The 21,315-nt window shown below is 39.7% G+C and carries 18 protein-coding genes and 1 tRNA gene; 13 read left to right on the plus strand and 6 right to left on the minus strand.

Annotated features, from left to right (window positions below; genetic code table 11):
* Positions 1-61: 61 nt before the first annotated feature.
* From ntcA to AA650_RS08560, 3 genes are all read left to right on the plus strand, one after another.
* The gene (gene ntcA, locus AA650_RS08550) at positions 62-733 is read left to right on the plus strand and encodes a global nitrogen regulator NtcA (RefSeq protein WP_027401174.1); all 672 of its coding nucleotides are present in this window, start codon (positions 62-64) and stop codon (positions 731-733) included.
* 213 nt (positions 734-946) lie between these two features.
* Complete coding sequence (locus tag AA650_RS08555; protein ID WP_053538689.1) at positions 947-2,395, plus strand: DUF3084 domain-containing protein; 1,449 nt, start codon at positions 947-949, stop codon at positions 2,393-2,395.
* 110 nt (positions 2,396-2,505) lie between these two features.
* On the plus strand, positions 2,506-2,928 hold the full coding sequence (locus AA650_RS08560) for a pre-16S rRNA-processing nuclease YqgF (protein ID WP_027401176.1): 423 nt from the start codon (positions 2,506-2,508) through the stop codon (positions 2,926-2,928).
* Position 2,929: 1 nt separating this feature from the next.
* On the opposite strand, the gene AA650_RS08565 is transcribed toward AA650_RS08560, so the two are convergent.
* The gene (locus AA650_RS08565) at positions 2,930-3,193 is read right to left on the minus strand and encodes a DUF3146 family protein (RefSeq protein WP_027401177.1); all 264 of its coding nucleotides are present in this window, start codon (positions 3,191-3,193) and stop codon (positions 2,930-2,932) included.
* A 396-nt stretch (positions 3,194-3,589) separates the two neighbouring features.
* Between AA650_RS08565 and AA650_RS08575 the strand changes: the two genes are divergently transcribed.
* From AA650_RS08575 to AA650_RS08590, 4 genes are all read left to right on the plus strand, one after another.
* Positions 3,590-3,802, plus strand: coding sequence for an AAA family ATPase (locus AA650_RS08575; protein ID WP_053538691.1), 213 nt, complete (start codon positions 3,590-3,592; stop codon positions 3,800-3,802).
* Positions 3,803-3,859: 57 nt separating this feature from the next.
* The gene (locus tag AA650_RS08580; RefSeq protein ID WP_199924407.1) at positions 3,860-4,189 is read left to right on the plus strand and encodes a hypothetical protein; all 330 of its coding nucleotides are present in this window, start codon (positions 3,860-3,862) and stop codon (positions 4,187-4,189) included.
* 209 nt (positions 4,190-4,398) lie between these two features.
* Entirely contained in the window at positions 4,399-5,310 is a 912-nt protein-coding gene (locus AA650_RS08585) for a tetratricopeptide repeat protein (RefSeq protein WP_053538692.1), read from the plus strand.
* Positions 5,311-5,440: 130 nt separating this feature from the next.
* The gene (locus AA650_RS08590; protein ID WP_027401182.1) at positions 5,441-5,674 is read left to right on the plus strand and encodes a hypothetical protein; all 234 of its coding nucleotides are present in this window, start codon (positions 5,441-5,443) and stop codon (positions 5,672-5,674) included.
* A 53-nt stretch (positions 5,675-5,727) separates the two neighbouring features.
* Here the strand turns inward: AA650_RS08590 and rpoD are convergent, their stop codons facing one another.
* Both rpoD and gyrB read right to left on the minus strand, forming a co-directional pair.
* On the minus strand, positions 5,728-6,900 hold the full coding sequence (gene rpoD, locus AA650_RS08595; protein WP_027401183.1) for an RNA polymerase sigma factor RpoD: 1,173 nt from the start codon (positions 6,898-6,900) through the stop codon (positions 5,728-5,730).
* A gap of 1,173 nt (positions 6,901-8,073) precedes the next feature.
* Positions 8,074-11,316 (minus strand): DNA topoisomerase (ATP-hydrolyzing) subunit B, encoded by a 3,243-nt coding sequence (gene gyrB, locus AA650_RS08600; protein WP_053538693.1) that lies wholly within the window; start codon positions 11,314-11,316, stop codon positions 8,074-8,076.
* A 175-nt stretch (positions 11,317-11,491) separates the two neighbouring features.
* On the opposite strand from gyrB, the gene miaA reads away from it, so the two are divergent.
* Positions 11,492-12,382 carry a tRNA (adenosine(37)-N6)-dimethylallyltransferase MiaA gene (gene miaA, locus AA650_RS08605; RefSeq protein ID WP_053538694.1) on the plus strand — a complete coding sequence of 297 codons (891 nt, stop codon included), beginning with the start codon at positions 11,492-11,494 and terminating at the stop codon, positions 12,380-12,382.
* A gap of 335 nt (positions 12,383-12,717) precedes the next feature.
* A complete protein-coding gene (locus AA650_RS08610) occupies positions 12,718-13,740 on the plus strand; it encodes a tRNA-dihydrouridine synthase family protein (protein WP_053538695.1) in 1,023 nt (340 codons plus the stop codon).
* Positions 13,741-13,986: 246 nt separating this feature from the next.
* Here the strand turns inward: AA650_RS08610 and AA650_RS08615 are convergent.
* A tRNA-Arg gene (locus AA650_RS08615) sits at positions 13,987-14,060 on the minus strand.
* Positions 14,061-14,354: 294 nt separating this feature from the next.
* On the opposite strand from AA650_RS08615, the gene AA650_RS08620 reads away from it, so the two are divergent.
* Both AA650_RS08620 and AA650_RS08625 read left to right on the plus strand, forming a co-directional pair.
* The gene (locus AA650_RS08620) at positions 14,355-15,212 is read left to right on the plus strand and encodes a hypothetical protein (protein WP_053538696.1); all 858 of its coding nucleotides are present in this window, start codon (positions 14,355-14,357) and stop codon (positions 15,210-15,212) included.
* A gap of 18 nt (positions 15,213-15,230) precedes the next feature.
* A complete protein-coding gene (locus tag AA650_RS08625; protein WP_053538697.1) occupies positions 15,231-16,274 on the plus strand; it encodes a transposase in 1,044 nt (347 codons plus the stop codon).
* Positions 16,275-16,329: 55 nt separating this feature from the next.
* Here AA650_RS08625 and AA650_RS08630 read toward each other — a convergent pair whose 3' ends face one another.
* On the minus strand, positions 16,330-16,908 hold the full coding sequence (locus AA650_RS08630) for an ADP-ribosylglycohydrolase family protein (protein ID WP_053538698.1): 579 nt from the start codon (positions 16,906-16,908) through the stop codon (positions 16,330-16,332).
* A 190-nt stretch (positions 16,909-17,098) separates the two neighbouring features.
* On the opposite strand from AA650_RS08630, the gene sir reads away from it, so the two are divergent.
* Positions 17,099-19,012, plus strand: a complete 1,914-nt coding sequence (sir, locus tag AA650_RS08635; protein ID WP_053538699.1) for a sulfite reductase, ferredoxin dependent — start codon at positions 17,099-17,101, stop codon at positions 19,010-19,012.
* 156 nt (positions 19,013-19,168) lie between these two features.
* Here sir and AA650_RS08640 read toward each other — a convergent pair whose 3' ends face one another.
* On the minus strand, positions 19,169-19,813 hold the full coding sequence (locus tag AA650_RS08640) for a hypothetical protein (RefSeq protein ID WP_053538700.1): 645 nt from the start codon (positions 19,811-19,813) through the stop codon (positions 19,169-19,171).
* Positions 19,814-20,023: 210 nt separating this feature from the next.
* Here AA650_RS08640 and AA650_RS08645 point away from each other — a divergent pair, with 210 nt between their 5' ends.
* Complete coding sequence (locus tag AA650_RS08645; protein ID WP_053538701.1) at positions 20,024-21,169, plus strand: cold-shock protein; 1,146 nt, start codon at positions 20,024-20,026, stop codon at positions 21,167-21,169.
* The last annotated feature ends 146 nt before the right edge of the window (positions 21,170-21,315 follow it).

The raw sequence follows: 21,315 nt of genomic DNA on the forward strand, positions 1-21,315 counted from the left end.
TCGGGTGTATTCTTAGGTAATTAGTTTTTGTTTTTCTGGCATTGGGTAGGGGAAGGGAGAAATGATAGTGACACAAGATAAAGCCCTAGCAAATGTTTTTCGTCAAATGGCGACCGGGGCTTTTCCTCCGGTTGTGGAAACATTTGAACGGAACAAGACGATCTTTTTTCCGGGAGATCCTGCTGAACGAGTTTATTTTCTTCTCAAGGGTGCTGTGAAACTCTCAAGGGTGTACGAGGCAGGAGAAGAAATAACGGTGGCTCTGCTGCGAGAAAATAGCGTCTTTGGTGTGCTGTCGTTGCTGACAGGCAATAAGTCTGATCGATTTTATCATGCAGTGGCATTTACTACTGTAGAATTACTTTCAGCCCCAATTGAACAAGTTGAACAGGCACTGAAGGAAAACCCAGAGTTATCAATGTTAATGCTGCGAGGTCTTTCTTCGCGGATTTTGCAGACGGAGATGATGATTGAAACTCTTGCTCACCGTGATATGGGTTCAAGGTTAATTAGTTTCTTGTTGATTCTTTGTCGAGATTTTGGCGTTCCTTGCGCTGATGGTATTACCATTGATCTGAAGTTATCCCATCAGGCGATCGCTGAGGCAATTGGCTCTACTCGCGTTACAGTCACTAGACTGCTGGGAGATCTACGCGAGAAGAAAATGATTTCCATTCATAAAAAGAAGATTACTGTGCATAAACCTGTTGCTTTAAGTAAGCAATTTACTTAAAAGTTATGGGTAAATGGAGTTGGCACGGCTTCTATTTTTGAGGTAATGCGGTCTTAGGGTCTCCCTAAGTAGCGTCACTACCATAGAGATTAAACCGTTAATGTGGAGGAAAGTCTCAAAATTGTATAATTCCTACTTTGGCCTAACTCCATTTACTCACAGACAATGGTTGAACGTAGTAGGCTGTATCGGTCAGCATTGCGGTAGTTAAAAATGGCCACCGGGTACATCCTTATTGCAGCAATTCTTATTTTGGGAGGCGTAATTGCTACCGTTGGCGATCGCATCGGCACACGAGTTGGCAAAGCTCGTCTCTCACTTTTCAATTTACGTCCGAAAAAAACTGCTGTAATTGTGACTATTTTTACAGGCGGTCTAATTTCTGCATCAACTTTAGCAATTCTCTTTGCGGCTGATGGCGGATTGCGAAAGGGCGTATTTGAATTAGAGGATATTCAAAGAGATTTGGGGAACAAGCGGGAACAACTAAAAATCGCAGAAGCGCAAAAAAGTCAGGTTGAGAGTGAGTTAAATAAAGCCAAACAAGAACAAAGTCAAGCACAGGAAGAATTACAGAAAATTAATAAGTCATTACAGGCAGCAAATACTAAACAAAAGACCACACAAGCTCAACTCAATCGCACTCTTAATCAGCAAGCCAAAACCCAAGCCCGACTTAATGCAACTCAAAGCCATCTTGGTGGAATTGTGATTCAGTATCAACAGGCAAGAAGTGAATTACAAACTCTTTATAATCAGCGACAAACATTACAAACGGCAGTAGAAGAGTTAAAGGCGGAACGGAAAAGATTATACGCTGAAGCAAAACAGGCAATTGATGAAGCGAAGACGGTAATTGAAAAACGCGATCGCAAAATTGTTAAATTAGATAAACTTATTCAAAATCGTAACCTCGAAATTAAACAGCGGGAAGAAGTTATTATGACTAGAGAATCTCGCTTAAAAGAATTAGAGAAACAACAACAATTTTTAGAGCAGGAAGTAGCCAGACTAGAAAAATATTATCAGTCCTACCGTGACCTCCGCTTGGGTAAACTAGCCTTAGTAAAGGGTCAAGTAATAGCGGCAGGATTAATTACTGTAGACAAGCCTGATGCAGCACAGCAGGCAATTATCCAAATTCTTCAGGAAGCTAACCGCAATGCCAATATTCAATTAACTGAACCTGGTGCTATTCCGGCTAATAAAGAAATACTCCGTGTCACTAAAGATCAGGTTAAAGCACTAGTTGCACAAATTAAAGATGGTCGAGAATATGTAGTCCGAATTTTCTCCGCAGGTAACTATGTCAGAGGTGAAAAGCAAATAGAATTTTTTGCAGATGCAGCGAGAAATCAACTCGTATTTTCATCAGGGGAAGTGCTGGCTACTACTACAGCGGATTTAAAAAATATGACATCTGAACAAATGCGTCAACGCTTAGATTTACTAATTTCCGCTTCCCAGTTTCGCGCCCGCAATGCGGGAATTGTCGAAAGTGTCCAAATAGAAGGAACTTTTCCGCGCTTTGTTACCCAATTACAGCAAACGGAACAGGAAGTAGAAATCAAAGCTGTAGCCGCAGAAAATACTTATACTGTAGGTCCGCTAAGAGTCAAGTTAGTAGCCCTCTTGAATGGACAAATTCTTTTTAGTACGTGAGGAAGTAGGCAAGGGGGCAGGGGAGTAGGGGAGGTAGGGGAGGTAGGGGAGGTAGGGGGAGAAAGAATTTTTCCAATGACAACTGACCAATGACAACTGACTAATGACCAATGACAAATACACAACCTGTAATTTTAGGATTTGATCCCGGTCGTGATAAATGCGGGATTGCGGTGATGGGATTGGATAGACAACTATTTTATCATCAAGTTGTTTTGGCAAATGAGGCGATCGCTAATATTGAAACACAACTGCAAAAATTCCCTGTATCCTTAATGGTGATGGGAGATCAAACAACGGCTAAAAAGTGGAAACAGCAACTTAATCAGGAATTAAGCAAACCCACCAATATCATTTTAGTTGATGAACGTTATTCCACTTTACAAGCACGCGATCGCTATTGGCAGATGTATCCACCCCAAGGCATCACTAAACTATTACCCAAGGGTTTGCGTCAACCCCCCCGGCCAATAGATGACATTGTGGCCATTCTCCTGATTGAACGATATCTTAACCGACTAACTGACAACTAATTTACAATTCAGCCCGAATTGTAAAAGCATAATCCCCTCCAGGTTCTAACTGATAGTCCTGTTGTTCTAAAAACCGCCCTAGAGGTTCTTTGATTAAAGCACGACCCTGGGAAGGCTTTACAGAAAGTTCTCCCCGACGGAAATGCCACTGGAAATGCCACTGAAAATTACCGGCGCTAACTTCACCTTCAAGAAAGCCTTGTTGCCAAGATTGGCGGGTAACTCTCACATGAGCAGTAGTTTCTGGCAGACGTTTAGCACTCACGCTTGTTTGATGTCACGTATGGGATAAAAGCCAATTATTTATGTAGGCTACTTATTCTATGTACCAAAAATAGCTTAATTCTACAAACTAATCAAAACAAGATAAGTTAATAAAGTCCAGTTTCGTAACTGCTCTTTTGTTGTCAATTTACAATAAACGCAAGATAATAATGCAATTATTACATAAAACTATTTGTGAAGAGTGTGCTTTTTATATCAAATTAGAATGCACTCACCCTGATGAGTTGGCAATTAATTGTGCTACTGTCACTTTTTGTAATTCATTCACTCCAGCAGTAGAAATTGATAGTCCTTGTGTGTCTTTTGGTAATTTAGTAATGATGATATGTTATTCTCTTGATGTCTTAATACCTGGATTTTAGGGAGGCTGTTTCCATTGATTATTCTATGTACTCATAATGATGGTGGTGTGGGAAAAACTACCCTTGCTGTTCATGTTGCTGGTGTTCTTATTAACAGACAAGATAGTACACTTCTAGTTGATTGTGATGATCAGGCAGATTTTTGGCAGTTTTACATTGATCGCAATCCAGAAAAATTAAAAGATTGGGAAAGATATGAAAATACATTTGGGACTATGAAGGTTTAGAACATTTATACGATTACTTTGTTGATTTATTAGATGGATAATGTTGGGAGATGAATTATGTCTAGAGAAGATAAAGTAACTACTCAAAGTAAAAATTTTTTTGTTGATAATGCCATTCAAAATGGCACTTATTCAGCAGAATTGATTGGTAATATGATAATCCATGAAGCTAATATTGGCATAATGTTAGCTGGTGTTGGTTATACAGACGGATTTCGTTCTCGTTTAAATAAAGCTATTCAAAGTAAGCAGATTAATACACAGCTAAAGATTCATTTATTAAGCCTTGAGGATGTATTTGGAGAAACGGAGATATTTATAAAGGCTACTCAAGATTTACCTTTATTGAGGAATTTGAGTAATGGTGCATGGGCTAAATACAAGTAGTATTATTTGGCGTTGCTGAATTGAGGTATGAAATTCCCAAATTGAACCTTTAAAACTCAAACCTCAGTGCGTCTTTGCGCCTTTGCGTGAGACTAAAATTCATACCCTTAATCAGCAACGCCTATTATTTTAATATGTTTATCTAGATGTAGATATCAATATCTTCCTTTGCATCTTTGATCCTTTGTGCCTTTGCGCGAAATAAATCCATGCAATTATCACTCATTAAATATCCCATCTTGGGAATAATCAATTTGTTATTATTAAGTATTAATATTCAACCAGCATTTTCCAATTCTCCTCCGACTCTAATACTGGCACAAAACACCAATAGTAAAGCGGCTACAGATTCTTTAAATCAAGGGTTACAAGCGATTCAATTGGGAAAAATAGAAGCAGCAATTACCGCTTTTCGTCAAGCTATTAAACTAGATCCTAAATTAGCAGCAGCGCATTATAACTTGGGTTTAGCACTGCGACAATCAGGAAAATTACAACCTGCGGCAGATGCTTTTTATCAAGCTACCCAAGCTGATTCTCAATTTGCTTTAGCTTTTGCAAATTTAGGTGGGGCGCTATTAGAAGGAAATAATTTAAAATTGGCGCAAGATTATTTAAATCAGGCTTTGAAGTTAAATCCAAATCTGGGTTTTGCCCATTATAACATGGGGTTGCTGAAGGAACAGGAGAAAAATTGGGCAAGTGCGATCGCTTCTTTTAAAAAAGCTAGAAACTATAGTCAAAATGCTCCCGAACCAGCATATCATTTAGGTATCTGTTATTTGCAACAAGGGAAAACTGAACAAGCAAAAGCAGCTTTTAATCAAGCAATTCAAATAAATCCCAAATATGCGGAAGCACACTATAATCTTGGCTCAATTTTGTTTAATCAAGGTCAATTAAATGAAGCTTTAGCAGCTTTCAGAAAATCAGCCGCAGCTAATTCTACTTATGCTAACGCTTATTATGGTGCAGGATTAGTTTTTATGCAGTTGAAACAATACAAGGAAGCTGTACAAGTCTTCCAATATGCTCAAGATTTATATAATATTCAAGGTAATTTACAGTGGGTGAAAAATTCCCAGGAGTTATTACAACAATTGAAAAACTTAAATAAGTAGGTAGGGACGTTATCGGGAACGTCTCTACTCTTTCATCAGGTACTAATCCAATATTTTCTCAGCTTTTGGACAGATGAATAAATCTAGAGAAATAAGTAGAAGTTAATTAAATAAGTAACGGAGTAGAGACATGACTAAAACTAAAACTCAAGAACCTATTAGCAATTTAGAGTATGATTTTATCAGCGTCCTGCATACTAAAGCCGTAGCAGTTCAAGCTTATGAAAATTATATCAAAGATGCCAAGGAAGCTAATTCTCAACCCTGTGTAGAACTTTTCCAAAAATTACGGCAATCGGAAATTGAACAGGCGCACGAAATTCGTCATCATCTCCAAGAAGTGATGCAGAAAGGCAAGATGTAATTAATGCTGGGGGCAGGTTTAAGAGATTAATGACTTAAACCCACCCCTAACAATTAACGAATATACTCTTTCAATACGCTATTGCGATTAGGATGGCGTAATTTACGGAGTGCTTTAGCTTCGATTTGGCGAATGCGTTCGCGGGTAACGTTGAAAATCTGACCGATTTCTTCCAGAGTTTTCATGCGCCCATCATCTAAACCATAGCGAAGTCGGAGAACGTCTCTCTCCCGAGGACTGAGACTATCAAGGACTTTTTCTAGGTCTTCCCGCAGCAAGTTCTTAGAAACTTGATCTTCTGGAGTTTCACCATCAGATTCAATGAAATCACCTAAACGAGAATCTTCTTCTTTACCGATAGGTGTTTCTAAAGAAATTGGTAACTGGGCAGATTTGGCAATAAACCGCAGTTTCTCGATGGTCATTTCCATACGAGTTGCAATTTCTTCTTCTGTGGGTTTGCGTCCCATTTCTTGGGAGAGGAGTTTGGTAGTTTTCTTAATCCGAGAAATGGTTTCGTAGAGATGAACCGGTAAACGGATAGTGCGGGACTGATCAGCGATCGCTCTTGTAATTGCTTGACGTATCCACCATGTAGCGTAGGTAGAAAACTTATAGCCTTTTTCGTGATCAAACTTTTCAGCCGCACGAATCAAACCCAAACTACCTTCTTGAATCAAGTCTTGGAAGGACAAGCCCCGATTCATGTATTTTTTGGCAATGGAAACTACAAGTCTCAAGTTAGACTGTACCATCTTGTCTTTCGCTCTCCGTCCCACGTGCAGACGGTAACGAAAGGTTGGTAATGGTAATGATACTTCTGCTGCCCATTCGCTGTCTCTAGGATCGCGTTCTAGGCGTTCACAAAGCCTTTCCCGCGCCCGTTCTAATTCCAGTAACTCAGCGATTTTCCGCGCTAGTTCAATTTCTTCGTCTGCGCGTAACAAACGAATCCGTCCAATTTCTTGCAGGTACAGACGAATTGAATCTTCTGTATAGTGCTTTTTCTTGGCGATTGGTGTCCGACGACGCGATTTAGCGGCTTTTCCAGACTTTGCGTCGTCCTCATCAGACTGAGGCTCTAAAAAATCATCAATTTCGCCGTCATCAGTCAGCAATAAGTCCTCTTCTTCTATTAAGAGTGCTTGTAATTCGATCTCAGGCGGATTTATCATTTCTAGGTCAGGCTGATAAATATTATCGAGTACGTTGTTAGCCTGGTTCATGCCGCGTTCCTCATGCTCCTTGCAGAATCAGTTACTGAAGACATTGCGATTACTTTTAGTGTGGAGTAATCTGTGAACCGAAAATCGGGTTTTGGCTGGTTAACCTCAGATATTTTCGGTGATTTTTTTCCTGTTTGATGCAGGATTGTTGAGTAAAAGTGGCAAATATCACTTTGAAAGCGAATTGGCCGCTTTTTTTAATTGTCATACCCGATCATCCTACATATCACTTTTGATTAACCGAATCTATAAACCTAGATCCATCTTTTTCAAAAAGTTTCCCGGTGCGGATACAGTGTATGACATTTAGCAGATTTAACTGTAAATACTGTTCCAATTGTAGCCTGTTTCACAAAAATTACACTCTTTTCGTGCATTATTTATGAACTTATTTACTAAGATTAAGCCACCTTTATCAAAAAGACATTAAAAATGGTGGTAATACCATTAAATCTTGTCGAAAACTTTTGGGTTGGTCAGTGGCATTCTTATTAAATTAAAAGGTAGGCACACTTGCTGCTTTATAAAACTTATACAAATTGTTCCTAACTGAACAAATAGTATTTATGTTCTGCTTGAACTTAGTCCGAAGGCGGATATTTGTTTACAGAAATTAGTTCTGGTTAAACTAATTGTACATATTCACTATTAGCTAGTGATTGGTGTTTGTTTCCAGGCACTAACTCTTGTATATGCTATACCAAGAACTTGAACTAAGGAGTTAAAGTTATGGCATATTTTTAGCGAGGTAAGAGATGAATTAAGATTTCTCTCGATTTAGCCTTATTCACACATTAGCGCAGAGTTGAGATTTCTACCCTGTGCAACTTGACAAACTGTTCTTATGGTATACAACGATATTTTAATCAGGTGATAAATAATATTGCTGCTAAAGTTGCCCAAAGATATATTTGGGTAAATTAACGTATGTCAATTGTAGTTATGAATACTTCGGATTTTAAGAAGGTGGCTGTCATCTGGTTATGAAAAGTTTTGTGTATACTTACTAAGCTTTGCTTTGTAGATAATATCTAGTTGCGCTTTATAAGCATAGCAAATGCTTTCCCCCTTTGTGGAGAAAATTTATGATTTTTAGGGAAAAATTTATCGAGAAAGGGAACGGGGGAGGTAGATCCGTAATTACCAATCACCCATTACCCATTACTCATTACCTTAGATATCTAAATCTGTCATATTCAGTTTAGAACCATAGGTTTCAATGAATTCCCGGCGGGGTGCAACGCGATCGCCCATAAGAATGGTAAAAATCCGATCAGCTTCGGCTGCGTCTTCAATTTCCACTCGTTTGAGGGTACGGGTTTCTGGATTCATGGTGGTTGTCCAGAGTTGTTCTGGCATCATTTCTCCCAGACCTTTAAAACGTTGAATGGTATAGTTAGCATTACTGGGAAGAGTACCTAAATGCTGTTGCAATTCCCGTTCGCTATAACAATACTGGTAATTTTTACCCCGTTCGACTTTGTACAAGGGAGGACAAGCGATATAGATGAAACCTTGTTCAATCAATGCCCGTTGATAACGATAGAAGAAAGTTAACAACAGCGTGCGGATGTGCGCCCCATCTACGTCAGCATCAGTCATTAATACTACGTGATGATATCGTAACTGCGAGGCGTTGAATTCTTCACCTTTGACACCTAAACCCAGTGCGGTAATTAAGGCTTGAATTTCGTTATTTTTATAGATTTTGGCATCGTCGGTTTTTTCAATGTTGAGGATTTTACCACGCAGAGGCAGAATTGCTTGGGTTCGGCGATCGCGTCCCTGCTTGGCACTATTGTGAACAAATACACCACTGGCTAAAGCGAAGTTATGTGTTTGCGGAACTTCGATATCGTAAACATCTACCTGTTCTGCTAAACGTTCAATACTGACAATGCGGTGATTGTAATTAGCAACAGCTTCATAGGCTAACGCTGGATTACCATCGAAGTAGCGTTGACAAAAATTATCAAACCGTAATAAAGACTTGTCTTTTGTTTGTTGACGGTACGTATTATAAGCTTCTAAATCAAGCTTACCTTGCTCAACTTCAATCTGCTTGAGGACAGTAATAGTTTTGCGATAGTAGGTTTGCTGCAAAGTAGCATGACGTTGGGCGCGAAATTCAGGTGTCCATTGCTGCTGTGTTTTTTCTCGCCGCCATGCCAATAAAGCTTCATTTTCCCATTGTTCCTTAGCCAAAAGTGATTGAGTTTCACGGGCTTGGGGATTATTAGCAAAATAGGCGCTAACTCTTTGGGATTGGGCTAACCGATTAGCTTCATCACTCCAATAGTCTTGCTGTGCTTGATTGAGGCGTTTATGGTTTTCCTGACGATAAGTTTGGTTATTGTCATAAAACTCTCTCCATTTGCCCAGCATATAACTTTGATAGGCTTCATCTTGCCATTGTTCCTTAGCTTGTGCTGACAAAATTTGCTGCGTTTCCGGCTGCTGCATTCTTTGACTCATCTTGGCACGAAATTCTTTACCTTGACGAGTTTTCCGGCTCTTTTCAATTACATCTTGACGATGTAATGTTTTTTCAATATGAGCGCGATGCAAAGCTAAGTGTGACTCAACCGATAACCGCTGTAAATTCGTAGGGTTATTATTACGCTTGTTGAAATCAAGATGATGGCAGTGTTCTCCATCTGTTAGCTGATAAACACCTAAATAACGGTTATACCAATCCGCTAAGGTATGGGTAAACAACCAAGAATCAGAACGGGGATTCCAAACCATTTCATAACCATCAATGGTAATCCCTGGATTGCTGATATCAGATATTTGCCGATATAGAGGCATGAGGGAATCATCAGGGGTTAATAATGCGGCTTGCTTGTAACTGCCATCGCGTAACATGAAGCGATGATCTGGTGTGCAAACAATTGTTTCGCCATTATCCAATGTCACCTTAATGACTTCAGCATTGGCTTTAGTCATGCGGGGGTTAATAATCCGTTCTACCCCAATAGTGCCATCATTACGAATGGTGTAGCAAAAATGCTCTTTGCCGATTGCTTGTTCGGCGACGATTTCTTTAAAACTGAGCGATCGCCCATCAACTAATGCTACTAATGTATCACCATGAAAACAGCCTCCCGCTGAATCGCCTTCCACGATGTATATTTCAGACTCAGCCGGATCACGAGAACTACAATCTGCTAACTTACCAGGTAGAGGAGAGGATTCTAATACTGATTTCCGACGGACTAATTCCCGCGCATGACGGGCAGCTTCAGCAGCTTTAAACGCTTGGATAGCTTTATCTAAAATAGCATCAGCGATCGCCGGATGAAAGTCTAGATATTCAGTGAGAACTTCCCCCACAAAAGAATCAACGATACCGCGAACTTCTGTATTTCCCAATTTAGTTTTAGTTTGTCCCTCAAATTCAGGATCAGGGACTTTAACAGAAATTACAGCAGTTAGACCTTCACGGACGTGTTCACCACTGAGGTTAGATTCATTCTCTTTAATTTTATTCCGTTTGCGAGCGGTTGCATTTAATGTCCGAGTTAAAACGGCTTTTAAACCTTCTAGGTGTGTACCACCATCAATAGTCCGAATATTATTAGCAAAGCCGAGGACATTATCTGTATAAGCATCAGTACACCACTGCAAAGAAACTTCTACCTGGACGTTATTACGTTCCCCTTGGACATAGATAATTTCTTCATGGAGAGGTTGCTTCTCACGGTTCATGTAGGCGATATATTCTTTAATACCACCCTTGTACTCATAAGTTTCTATTCTCGGTGTATCGCTTTTAATGATTTCTAAACGATGATCGGTAAAAGTAATTCTGACACCTGCATTTAAGTACGCTAACTCGCGCAATCTTCCTGATAAAGTAATGTAATCGAATTCTATGCTGGTGGTAAAAATTTGTGTATCTGGCTTGAAGGTAATAGAAGTACCAGTTCTATCTTCTTTGTAAGGCGTTGCTACCAATTCCGTAACAGGGAAACTCCGTTCATATCGTTGGGTATGTACCTTGCGATCGCGCCAAACCGTAACTTCTACAAACTCGGACAGGGCGTTAACAACCGAAATCCCCACCCCGTGTAAACCACCGGAAACTTTGTAGCCACCACCACCAAACTTACCACCAGCGTGGAGAACAGTTAACACAGTTTCTAAAGCTGATTTTCCGGTTTTTGGGTGAATATCTACGGGAATACCCCGACCATCATCTGTTACTGTCACAGAACCATCAGCATTAATATCCACTTCAACATGGGTACAGTGACCCGCCAAAGCTTCATCAACAGAGTTGTCCACTACCTCGTAAACTAAATGGTGGAGTCCTCGCGGACCTGTAGTACCAATGTACATCCCTGGTCGTTTGCGGACGGCTTCCAGACCTTCCAGAACTTGAATCTGATCGGCACTGTAACTGCTCGTCATGAAAATTCTCCTGATGCTTGGGGTTAATATCGCCAAAAGGCTAAAAAAGTCAAATCACCCCAACATTATAACACAAAAGCCTTCCTGCCGTCTGTAGCGCAATTTTGTGAGAAGTTTATTAGGGGTTGTAACCCTAACGGGAATTCAAGAGACAATGACCAATCACCAATGACCAATGACTAAATTAATTGTAATTTGTGGAGCGACAGCGACGGGTAAATCTGGTTTGGCTTTGAGTTTAGCACAAAGGTTAAATTCTGTAATTCTTAGTGCTGATTCTCGTCAAGTATATCGTGAGTTTGATATTGGTACGGCTAAATCAAATATGGTTGAACAAAAATCAGTTCCCCATTATTTAATAGATATCTGTGAACCAACTGAAATAATGACATTAGCAAATTATCAGGAACAAGCACAAGCTTTAATTGCTAGATTGGGGGGTGAAACACTGTTGTTAGTGGGTGGAACTGGTTTATATATTCGTTCCATTGTGCAAGGAATGAAGATTCCCAGGGTTTCACCACAACCAGAATTGCGATCGCAATTAGAATCTTTAGGACAAGTTCAACTTTACCAGATATTACAACAAGTTGATGCGATCGCTGCCCAAAAAATTCATGCTCACGATTTGGTGCGAACTTTAAGAGCTTTGGAAGTTTATTATACAACTGGTATACCTATTTCTGAACAGCAAGGAGAAAACCCACCGGATTATCCAATTTTGCAAATTTGTTTAGATTCTGATGCAGAACATTTAGACGTGAGAATTCGCAAGCGAACTGAGCAAATGATAGCAGATGGTTTAGTTGGTGAAGTTGAATATCTTTGTCAAAAATATGGTACTGATTTATCTTTATTAAATACTTTGGGATATCAAGAAATCAAGCAATATTTAGCTGGTGAACTTTCTTTAGAAGAAGCAAAAGAATTAATTGTTTTACATACCAGACAATTCGCTAAACGTCAACGGACTTGGTTTAGACAATCTCCTAATCTTGAATATGTTAATATGGATAATTCTGATTTATTAAAAAGTGTTTGGCAACGAATTAATCAATTTGTCTGATAGCTGACGGGATGACAAAAAGAGTTAAGATGCAGACAGAATAAGGCTCATAAGTAGGTGAACACAATAAAACCAAACTGTGTAAAGAAATGTAAAATCGCCCAAACCCTCTTCACTCTTGCCTCTTGCATGAGTGCCTTGCCATAACGACAATTTTCAACACCAACCTACTTAGTTCTCTCAAGAGAACACCAAAAAATAAATTACCCAATTTTGTGGGATGGGCATCCTGCCCGTCCTTATATTTAGAAATGCCCATACCACAGTCAAAACTTTACTCCGTAAGGATTTTGTTATAATTAATTCTCAATTACCGTTGAACGCTTTGCAACTCTATGTCCCAGGTATTGCTCCCCCAATCGCTTCAGCAAGACTTACCACTTACTGCCCTTGCACCTATGCAGGATGTAACCAATCTCTGGTTTATGAAAGTCATTGCCCACTACGGTAGCCCTGACTACTTCTTTACTGAGTATTTTCGTGTCAATGATACCTCACGACTCAATCGGAAAATCCTGGCAGCAATTACCGAAAACGATACAGGTCGCCCGGTTTTTGCCCAAATGATTGGCGAAAGTATCCCCGATTTAGCCAGAACCGCAAAGGAACTCTGCGGCTATAATATCGCTGGAGTAGACTTAAATATGGGCTGTCCTGCGCCGAGAATCTATCGCAAAAATGTTGGAGGTGGATTACTCCGAGAACCGGAAAAAGTCGAGCGGATTTTGGGAGAACTGCGTTCTGTGGTTAATGATAGACCCTTAACGGTGAAGATGCGCTTAGGTTTTGAAAATACAGATAACTTTTATAAAATCCTAGATATAATTGCTGATAACAATATTGATTTATTGAGTTTGCATGGTCGCACGGTGAAAGATATGTATCACGGGGAAGTTAAGTATGATTTGATTGCGGAAGCGGTGAGACGGGTTAACTGTCCAGTGCTGGCTAATGGCAATATCAAATCGGCGACAACTGCCTTAGAAGTGCTTTCGCAAACAGGTGCAGCGGGGGTGATGGTGGGACGTTGGGCGATTGGAAATCCTTGGCTGTTTAATCAAATTCGTCAGGCTTTACGGGGAGAACAGATCACACTAGTGCCGTTAGCAGAGGTACGCAATTACATTGATCGCTTATGGCAAACCCCTACAGCTTCCACTATGCCAGAACGAGCGCGGATAGGCTACCTGAAAATGTTTCTTAACTACATTGCTTTGAATGTTGATACTGACGGTCATTTTCTGCGGCTGATGCGACACACCTCTACAGAGATAGAATTATTTAAACTCTGCGATCGCTTTCTCCTGACAGATTTAACGAAAACTTTAGCCCTAACACCCTCAACTATTCTTGTTTAAATCTAGTACAACACAGCGTAAATAAACCAACAATTCTCTATTCGGCGTTAGTGAATTTATCAGGCTTCGCCCCGCTTCGCTAACACGCAGAGGCGCAGAGTCGCAGAGAGTAAGAGATTGAGAAATAGAATTTTTGATTTTCATGCCTCAATATGGCTTCGCCACGCAGGCTATCAGCAACGCCCTCTATTCAAAGCCAGACAGCAACCTAGTTCCTGACTCCTGAATTCTGCTGTATTTAATGAATGGGTACGACAGGACTCGAACCTGTGACCGTCCGCTTAGAAGGCGGATGCTCTATCCAACTGAGCTACGTACCCATGAAACCTTCACCATTATATCTGAAATTGTCTAAATAGGCAAGAGGAAATTTTTAATTTCCTAGTTTTAGTAATAAACTGCAAGTGATATTGATCTGCCATCTGCTATACTCAAAACGGCTAGAATCTGGACTTTTTGTCATACAAAGAACAAGGTTCAAAGCCTCTCCCCGTTGCGGGGAGAGGTTTACCAGAGGGGTTTCATATTTGGTTAAACTATGAACCAATTGCAGTATATATTTTATTCAATGTGCAAAAAATATTACATTCAGAGCATTTACTTAGTTAGTCTCTATGAGTAAATCTTACAATAATTCATCTCCCGTTAAGTCCCTATCAACTACTCAAAATCTTATTTTAGCTGGTGTTAGCTGGGCTTTCTTAGCATTGTTATACTTTTTGTTGTTTAGTGCCAAAATCCCCGACCCAGTGCAAAGAGGAATAGAAGTCCACGCTCAGTGGTATGTAATTGGCACAAATATTTTTAAAGCTGTGGCTTATTTGGTCGCAAGTCTCTTATGCTGGAGGAACTGGCGGGGTACCCAAATGGTTAGTAGTGGAAAAGTCTGGCTGTCAATCGGGTTAGGAATGTTTGCCTATTTTATAGGTGGACTCGTTTTCGGCTATACAGAAATCGTCCTAAAACAAGATCCAGATGTATCTATTGCTGATATATTTTTTGTCCTCACATATTTATGTTTAGGGAATGGTATGGCTTTAGCCTTGGTTTCTCGCCGAATTAACCTGGCAGCACGGCAGTGGCTAATTGTGGCGGCAGTTGGAGCATTAGGCAGTTTTCTAGCTTGGTTGATTTCTCAAAAGGAAAAAGCATCAACTGAACAAATTGCCTTTTTGCTGAATTTGTTTTACATAGTTAGCGATGTGGCGTTACTAATGATTGCCACAACTATGCTACTGGCTTTTTGGGTAGGTAAAGTCTCCTTGTCTTGGCGAATGATTGCCGCAGCCGCATTTTCGCTCTACATTGCAGATATGTGGTTTAAATTCGCTCAAAGACCGGATTATCAAAGTGGAGACATACTAGAAGTATTCTGGGTGTTTAGTGGAGTGTTATTCGGTCTGGGTGCTGTCCTAGAATACGACGCATCATTGAGTCTTAAACGCCGAGACCGTGGACGCAAACGAACTTAACAAATTTTGGTGTCTACCGTGAGAAAATTAACAGATTCTGACAAACAAGAAATTCTCAAGCTATATCGAGAAACTGCCGAAACAACCTCGACTTTGGCAGAACGCTATGGTGTGAGTAATTCCACAATTAGCCGACTGCTCAAAAGTACCTTACCAGAAGAAGAGTATGAATTTCTCGTTTCTTTAAAACGTGCTGCTAGAACCCCTGAAGGCAGAGCGCAGGTAAGTTATGAGCAGTTACCGCTGTTGAATCAACCACCATTGACAGTGGAAATTTCTAGCACTGCTGATACGGTGGAGAGGTTATCTGATCTAGAACTAGAACAGCCGACAATAGCAGCAGAACCAGAACCAAAACCAAAACCAGAACCAAAACCAGAACCAGAAGGTGATTCTGATTTTACTCACCCTATTCCAGTTATTAGACGGGTAAAAACACGCTCCTCAGCAGTGGAAAAACCCAAACTTCCCGTTGTTAAGGAAACTCCTGTTGTCAAAGAATTAGAAATTGTCAGACACAAGCCGACAGAAACACCAATTGTCCCCAGATCTAAGATAGGTGTAGAATCTCCATATTCACAGCCCAATTTGTTTGCGGAAATCTTGGATGAGGATTTGCTGGATGAACCTGATGATTTGGATGACGATTTAGATGATGATTTGTATGAGGATGAGGAGGATTTTGAGGACGAAGACTATGAAGCCCCAAAACCCCTAGTTACCAGACGCGGAAATGGGGAAGTATCTGTTCAGGTTTTACCATTGTCGGTTGCCCATTTACCAAAAACTTGCTATTTGGTAATTGATCGCTCTGCGGAGTTAATTACCCGTCCACTCAAGGACTTTGGTGATTTGGGTCTGATTCCGAGTCTGGAAAATCAACAGAAAACACTGCCGATTTTTGATAATCATCGTGTAGCTAAACGCTTTTCTACTAAGCGCGATCGCGTGATTAAAGTCCCCGATAGTCAAATGCTCCATAAGGCTAGTAGCCATCTACAAGCTAAGGGGATTACCAGACTGTTAATTGATGGTCAAGTCTACTCTTTGTCTTTAGTTTAAAGGTCATGCAGGTACTTGCTGGTTAGAGTAGTTCACTACTCTAACTTCTGCTTGATCAAACTGCGGCAAAACGATGAGATAAATCAATAATGTCTTGTTTCCGTGCGGTTTGTTGAAACCATTCCGGGGGAATATTTTCTACCCCGTAATAAATTCCTGCTAACCCACCTGTCACCGCAGCAGTAGTATCTGTATCTCCACCCAAATTAACAGCCTTGAGAACCGATTCAGCGTAAGATGAGCTATTTAATAAACACCAAATACACGCTTCTAGTGTGTCAATGACATAACCACCAGAATTAATTTCTTCTATGGGTAATGCGGCAATTTTACCGTTAAATATATCAAATACCTCACCATGAGCAGTCCAGTAATTTTCTCTGTACCAGCGACAGAAGGATTTGCCTATATCATTCACATCATAGCCACTACATAAAGAATCTGCTAAACATAACATCAACGAACTATCATCAGACCAAGTTCCAGGAGGTTGGTTCCATGTTCCATAACCTAACATCTTTGTGACTGGTGACTTGATGCGTTCAGTACGAAGAGAAAATTCCACAGGTACACCCAAGGCATCACCCACACATACACCCATGAAACCAGATAGTATTTTAGTGGTATCTAGCATAATTTTAAATATTAATCTCAGTGTCAACTAAAATGATAAGCTACATCATGAATCAAGCTGGCCTCTCACCATGTTAAAATTAAAATATTATTCATAATTCCGACCGATTTTTCGGGGTTTGCATCCGTCTCTTACCCCCTTTTACCTGCTTCAACTTACGCCTTATTTTTTGACACAAGTATCTACTGTAATGGTTAACTCTGCTGCTTCTCCTGTAACTAATCGTAAGCCTTCTAAAGTTGAAGGTATCAAAGAAAATAGTAATTTTTTGCGTGAACCTGTGGCGACGGAAATCCTCCAAGACACCACCCACTTTACTGAAGACGCAATTCAGATTCTCAAGTTTCATGGTTCTTATCAACAGGATAACCGTGATAACCGCGTTAAGGGTCAGGAAAAAGATTACCAAATGATGCTGCGGACAAAAAATCCCGGCGGGTTAGTACCCCCTGAGCTATATTTGGCTTTGGATAAATTGGCTGATGAATATGGTAATCATACCCTCAGAGCTACTACTCGCCAAGGCTTTCAACTACATGGTATCCTGAAAAAGAACCTGAAAGCGGCGATCGCTACAATTGTCGAAAATCTCGGTTCAACCTTGGGCGCTTGTGGTGACATTAACCGCAACGTCATGGCTCCGCCAGCCCCCTTTAAAAATCGCTCAGAATATCAGTATGCTTGGGAATATGCCCAAAATATCGCTGATTTACTTTCTCCCCAAACCGGTGCTTATTACGAAATTTGGTTAGACGGGGAAAAAGCCGTCAGTGCCGAAGAACATCCAGATGTTAAAGCAGCCCGACACAGCAACGGTAATGGTACTATTGTTCATGATTCCGTAGAACCTATCTATGGAACTCACTATATGCCCCGCAAATTTAAAATTTGCGTCACAGTTCCCGGCGATAATTCTGTTGATTTATATTCCCAAGATTTGACTTTGGTAGTGATTACCAATAAAAAAGGCGCATTAGCAGGATTTAATATTTTTGCTGGTGGTGGTTTGGGTAGAACTCATAATAAAGAAGAAACCTTTGCCAGAACCGCTGACCCGATTGGCTATGTAGCCAAAGCTGATGTATATAATCTTGTAAAAGCTATAGTTGCGACACAACGAGATTATGGCGATCGCACGGACAGACGACACGCGAGATTAAAATACTTAATTAATGATTGGGGTGTAGATAAATTCCGCACTCAAGTAGAAGAATACCTTGGCAAAAAACTCGAACCATTTAAACCCCTAATCCAGTTTAAATATAAGGACTTCCTGGGCTGGAATGAACAAGGAGACGGTAAACTCTTCTTAGGTATTTCTATTGATAACGGGCGTGTCAAAGATGATGGCACATTTCAACTCAAAACCGCTTTGCGGACAATTGTTGAACAATTTAACCTGCCAATTCGCCTCACAGGTAATCAAAACCTACTATTTTACGACATCGCACCAGAAGATAAAGTAGCCATTCAAGAGATTCTGGATAACTGCGGCGTTGTTGCTGACCCTGATCAAATAGCAGCATTAACAAGATATGCTATGGCTTGTCCGGCTTTACCTACCTGTGGTTTAGCCATCACAGAATCAGAACGAGCCATTCCTGGAATTTTAGAGAGAATTAGGGCTTTATTAGATAAACTGGGTTTACAAAATCAACATTTTGTGGTCAGAATGACCGGTTGCCCTAACGGTTGCGCTCGTCCTTATATGGCAGAATTGGGTTTAGTGGGTAGTGCGCCAGAATCCTATCAAGTTTGGTTGGGTGGTTCACCACATCAAACCCGGTTAGCACAACCTTTTACAGAAAAATTGCACCATGATGATATTGAAAGTTTCCTAGAACCGATTTTTGTCTTCTTTAAAAAGTTCCGCACGCCAAAAGAAAGTTTTGGGGATTTTTGCGACAGATTGGGTTTTGATGCGATTCGGGAATTTGTGGCTGAATACACCCCAGGAGACTCTACCAGCAGTGGTAAATCCCGTCACCGTGTCAGTCTGCGGGATGATTTTTACGCTCAACTCAGGGAAACTGCGGAAAAACAAGAACGACCGATGACTGATTTGGTACATGAGGCTTTGGAGAAGTATTTCCAAACTCTGTAAAAATATAGCAATTCTAGTTGAGTTGAGAACTTATCGGGAAGGGAATAGGGAATAGGGAACAGGGAACAGGGAGAGAAATTTTCTTTATTCTTCTTTATCCTGACTCCTGACTCCTGACTCCTGACTCCTGACTCCTGACTCCTGACTCCTGACTCTTTAATCAATTGTTTGACAATCTCGTAACCACAGTTTAACACCTTGAGCGATCGCACTATTACTACTATCCCTGGGTGGTGCAATAGGTGGTTTGACTGGATAACTACCGTCTTGGGTAAACATCATTACCACAGTCCAACCAATGTTCGTTTTTGTCAAAAATAGCCTGTGAAATTCTTGTAATTCCACAGGTTTTTTGTGGATATATGTCCGTTCTAGGGTAGTAAAGAAAACCTGTTTTACTCCTTCGGCGTTATACTTATCCCCATTATCAATACTTGGATTTAATGGTAAAGGTTCAAACTCTGGTTTACCCGCAGCTAAGATATAGGAAAAAGTATCAACACTCCGTTTCAGAATACGCGCACGCTGGATAACACGATTAGTATAGCTAGGTAAATCTAACATTAGCTGAGTTGTTAAAGTTTCTAAACTTTGCTCAGAACAAGAATTACTAATTTTGGGATTTACAGGTTTGGGAGGAATATTTTTAGCATAAGCGGAGTAATGAAATCCAGGAGCAATAAATAGCCAGCAATTACAGGCTATCAAATATAAGCACCAAAAAGCAGGAGAGAAATTTACTTTCTTCTTCCTTCTTCTTTCTTGCTTTTGAACTCCTAAACTACAGAAAGGCTTTAGCATTGCTTGTTTTTGCCATAATTGGTGTCTAATTAACCTAAACCTATCGCTTTATGGTGATCCCGATTTTCTATTTACTTGTACTGATAAGCAATAACAGCTTTGACATCTTTTGTACCAAAATGTATAGTATAAAATACTAACACCGAGAACTGTTAGCTTGTGCAGTTTTTAGGCAGGCCTATATTTACCACTTTTAGGAGTTGTCAGTCAATGAGCGTGAAATTCACAGGAAAAATCCGAGCTATTAGTATTAAGGAAGGCAAAAGTCGTCTGGGATTTATTGATCCCGATAGACCAATACCTGGTCATGAAGGTGACATACTTTTCTTTGCTGATAAACTGATTGGTATCAGTATTGAATATGTTGAACGAGCAGATGTAGTAGAATTCAGTATTACTGAATGGAATAGAAAAGATGGGACTATACAAAAAATTGCCGAGGAAGTGCGTTTCTTGAATAAGACCATTAGTTTAACAGGTGTTATCAATTGGGTAAGCATAGAAAAAGGTAACGGTTTTATCAAAACCGACCAACCATTAGACAATCTAAATAAAGATTTATTCTTTTTTAAAGAAGATTTAGAGGAAATACAAATAGAAAATATTGTAAAAGGAGATAAAGTTAGATTTGTAGTAAAAATTATAAATTATAGAGATGGGAGGGTTATAAAATCAGTTAAACATATCCAATTGCTGTCACCTAGAACAAATCAACCTATACATTCAGTTACTAATATACAAACTTCTGATATAGTATCACCAATCAATTCACAAACTTCTGAGATAGAAAAATCAATCACCAATTTACAAGTTTATAATAACAATATTTTCAATTTAAAAGAACTCAAGGAAAAAATTTGTTTATTTTTGGGTAATCATAAGACACTATCAGATCCAGCAGAGTTTGAGGATTATACATTTATGATTCTCAGGCTACTTGGTATTCACAGTTTATATCAATACGATAAAAAAAACCAAGCTGGTAGAGCCGATGGTTTTTTCATAATTGGTAGTCTAGCAGTGATGTATGACTGTACTCTCAGAAACACTTTTGAAGAACACAAAAAAGAACAAATTGAAAATTATGTCAATAAATTGAAGAACTCTCAGATCACAATTGATTTTAGATTAACAAATGGCGATGTTAGAAAAAAAACTCTGCAAATCCAGGGTAAAAATTGTCAGGTATGGATAATTACTAAGAACAATACTAGAGAATTGTATGATGTTGACGGAATTCGCGTTAAAGAAGTTGCAGTTCAGGATCTAATGAACGTCTTTAATAAAAGACTGTATTCAGATGCGTTTGAAGAAGATGAACTATCTGCAAATTTGGCAGTAATTGATAAATCTTGATTGTTAGACAGATATTTTTTCCTAAAACGTAAAACCGATTTGATTCAAATATTTGCTCGTTATTAATTTACTCCCAACAAAAGCAAAAAAATAGTATTAAGAGGGTTGACAATTGATTTTGAATTTGTTATCATGAAGATGACGAG

Origin of the sequence: Anabaena sp. WA102 (assembly GCF_001277295.1) — a bacterium.
Lineage (GTDB): Bacteria > Cyanobacteriota > Cyanobacteriia > Cyanobacteriales > Nostocaceae > Dolichospermum > Dolichospermum heterosporum.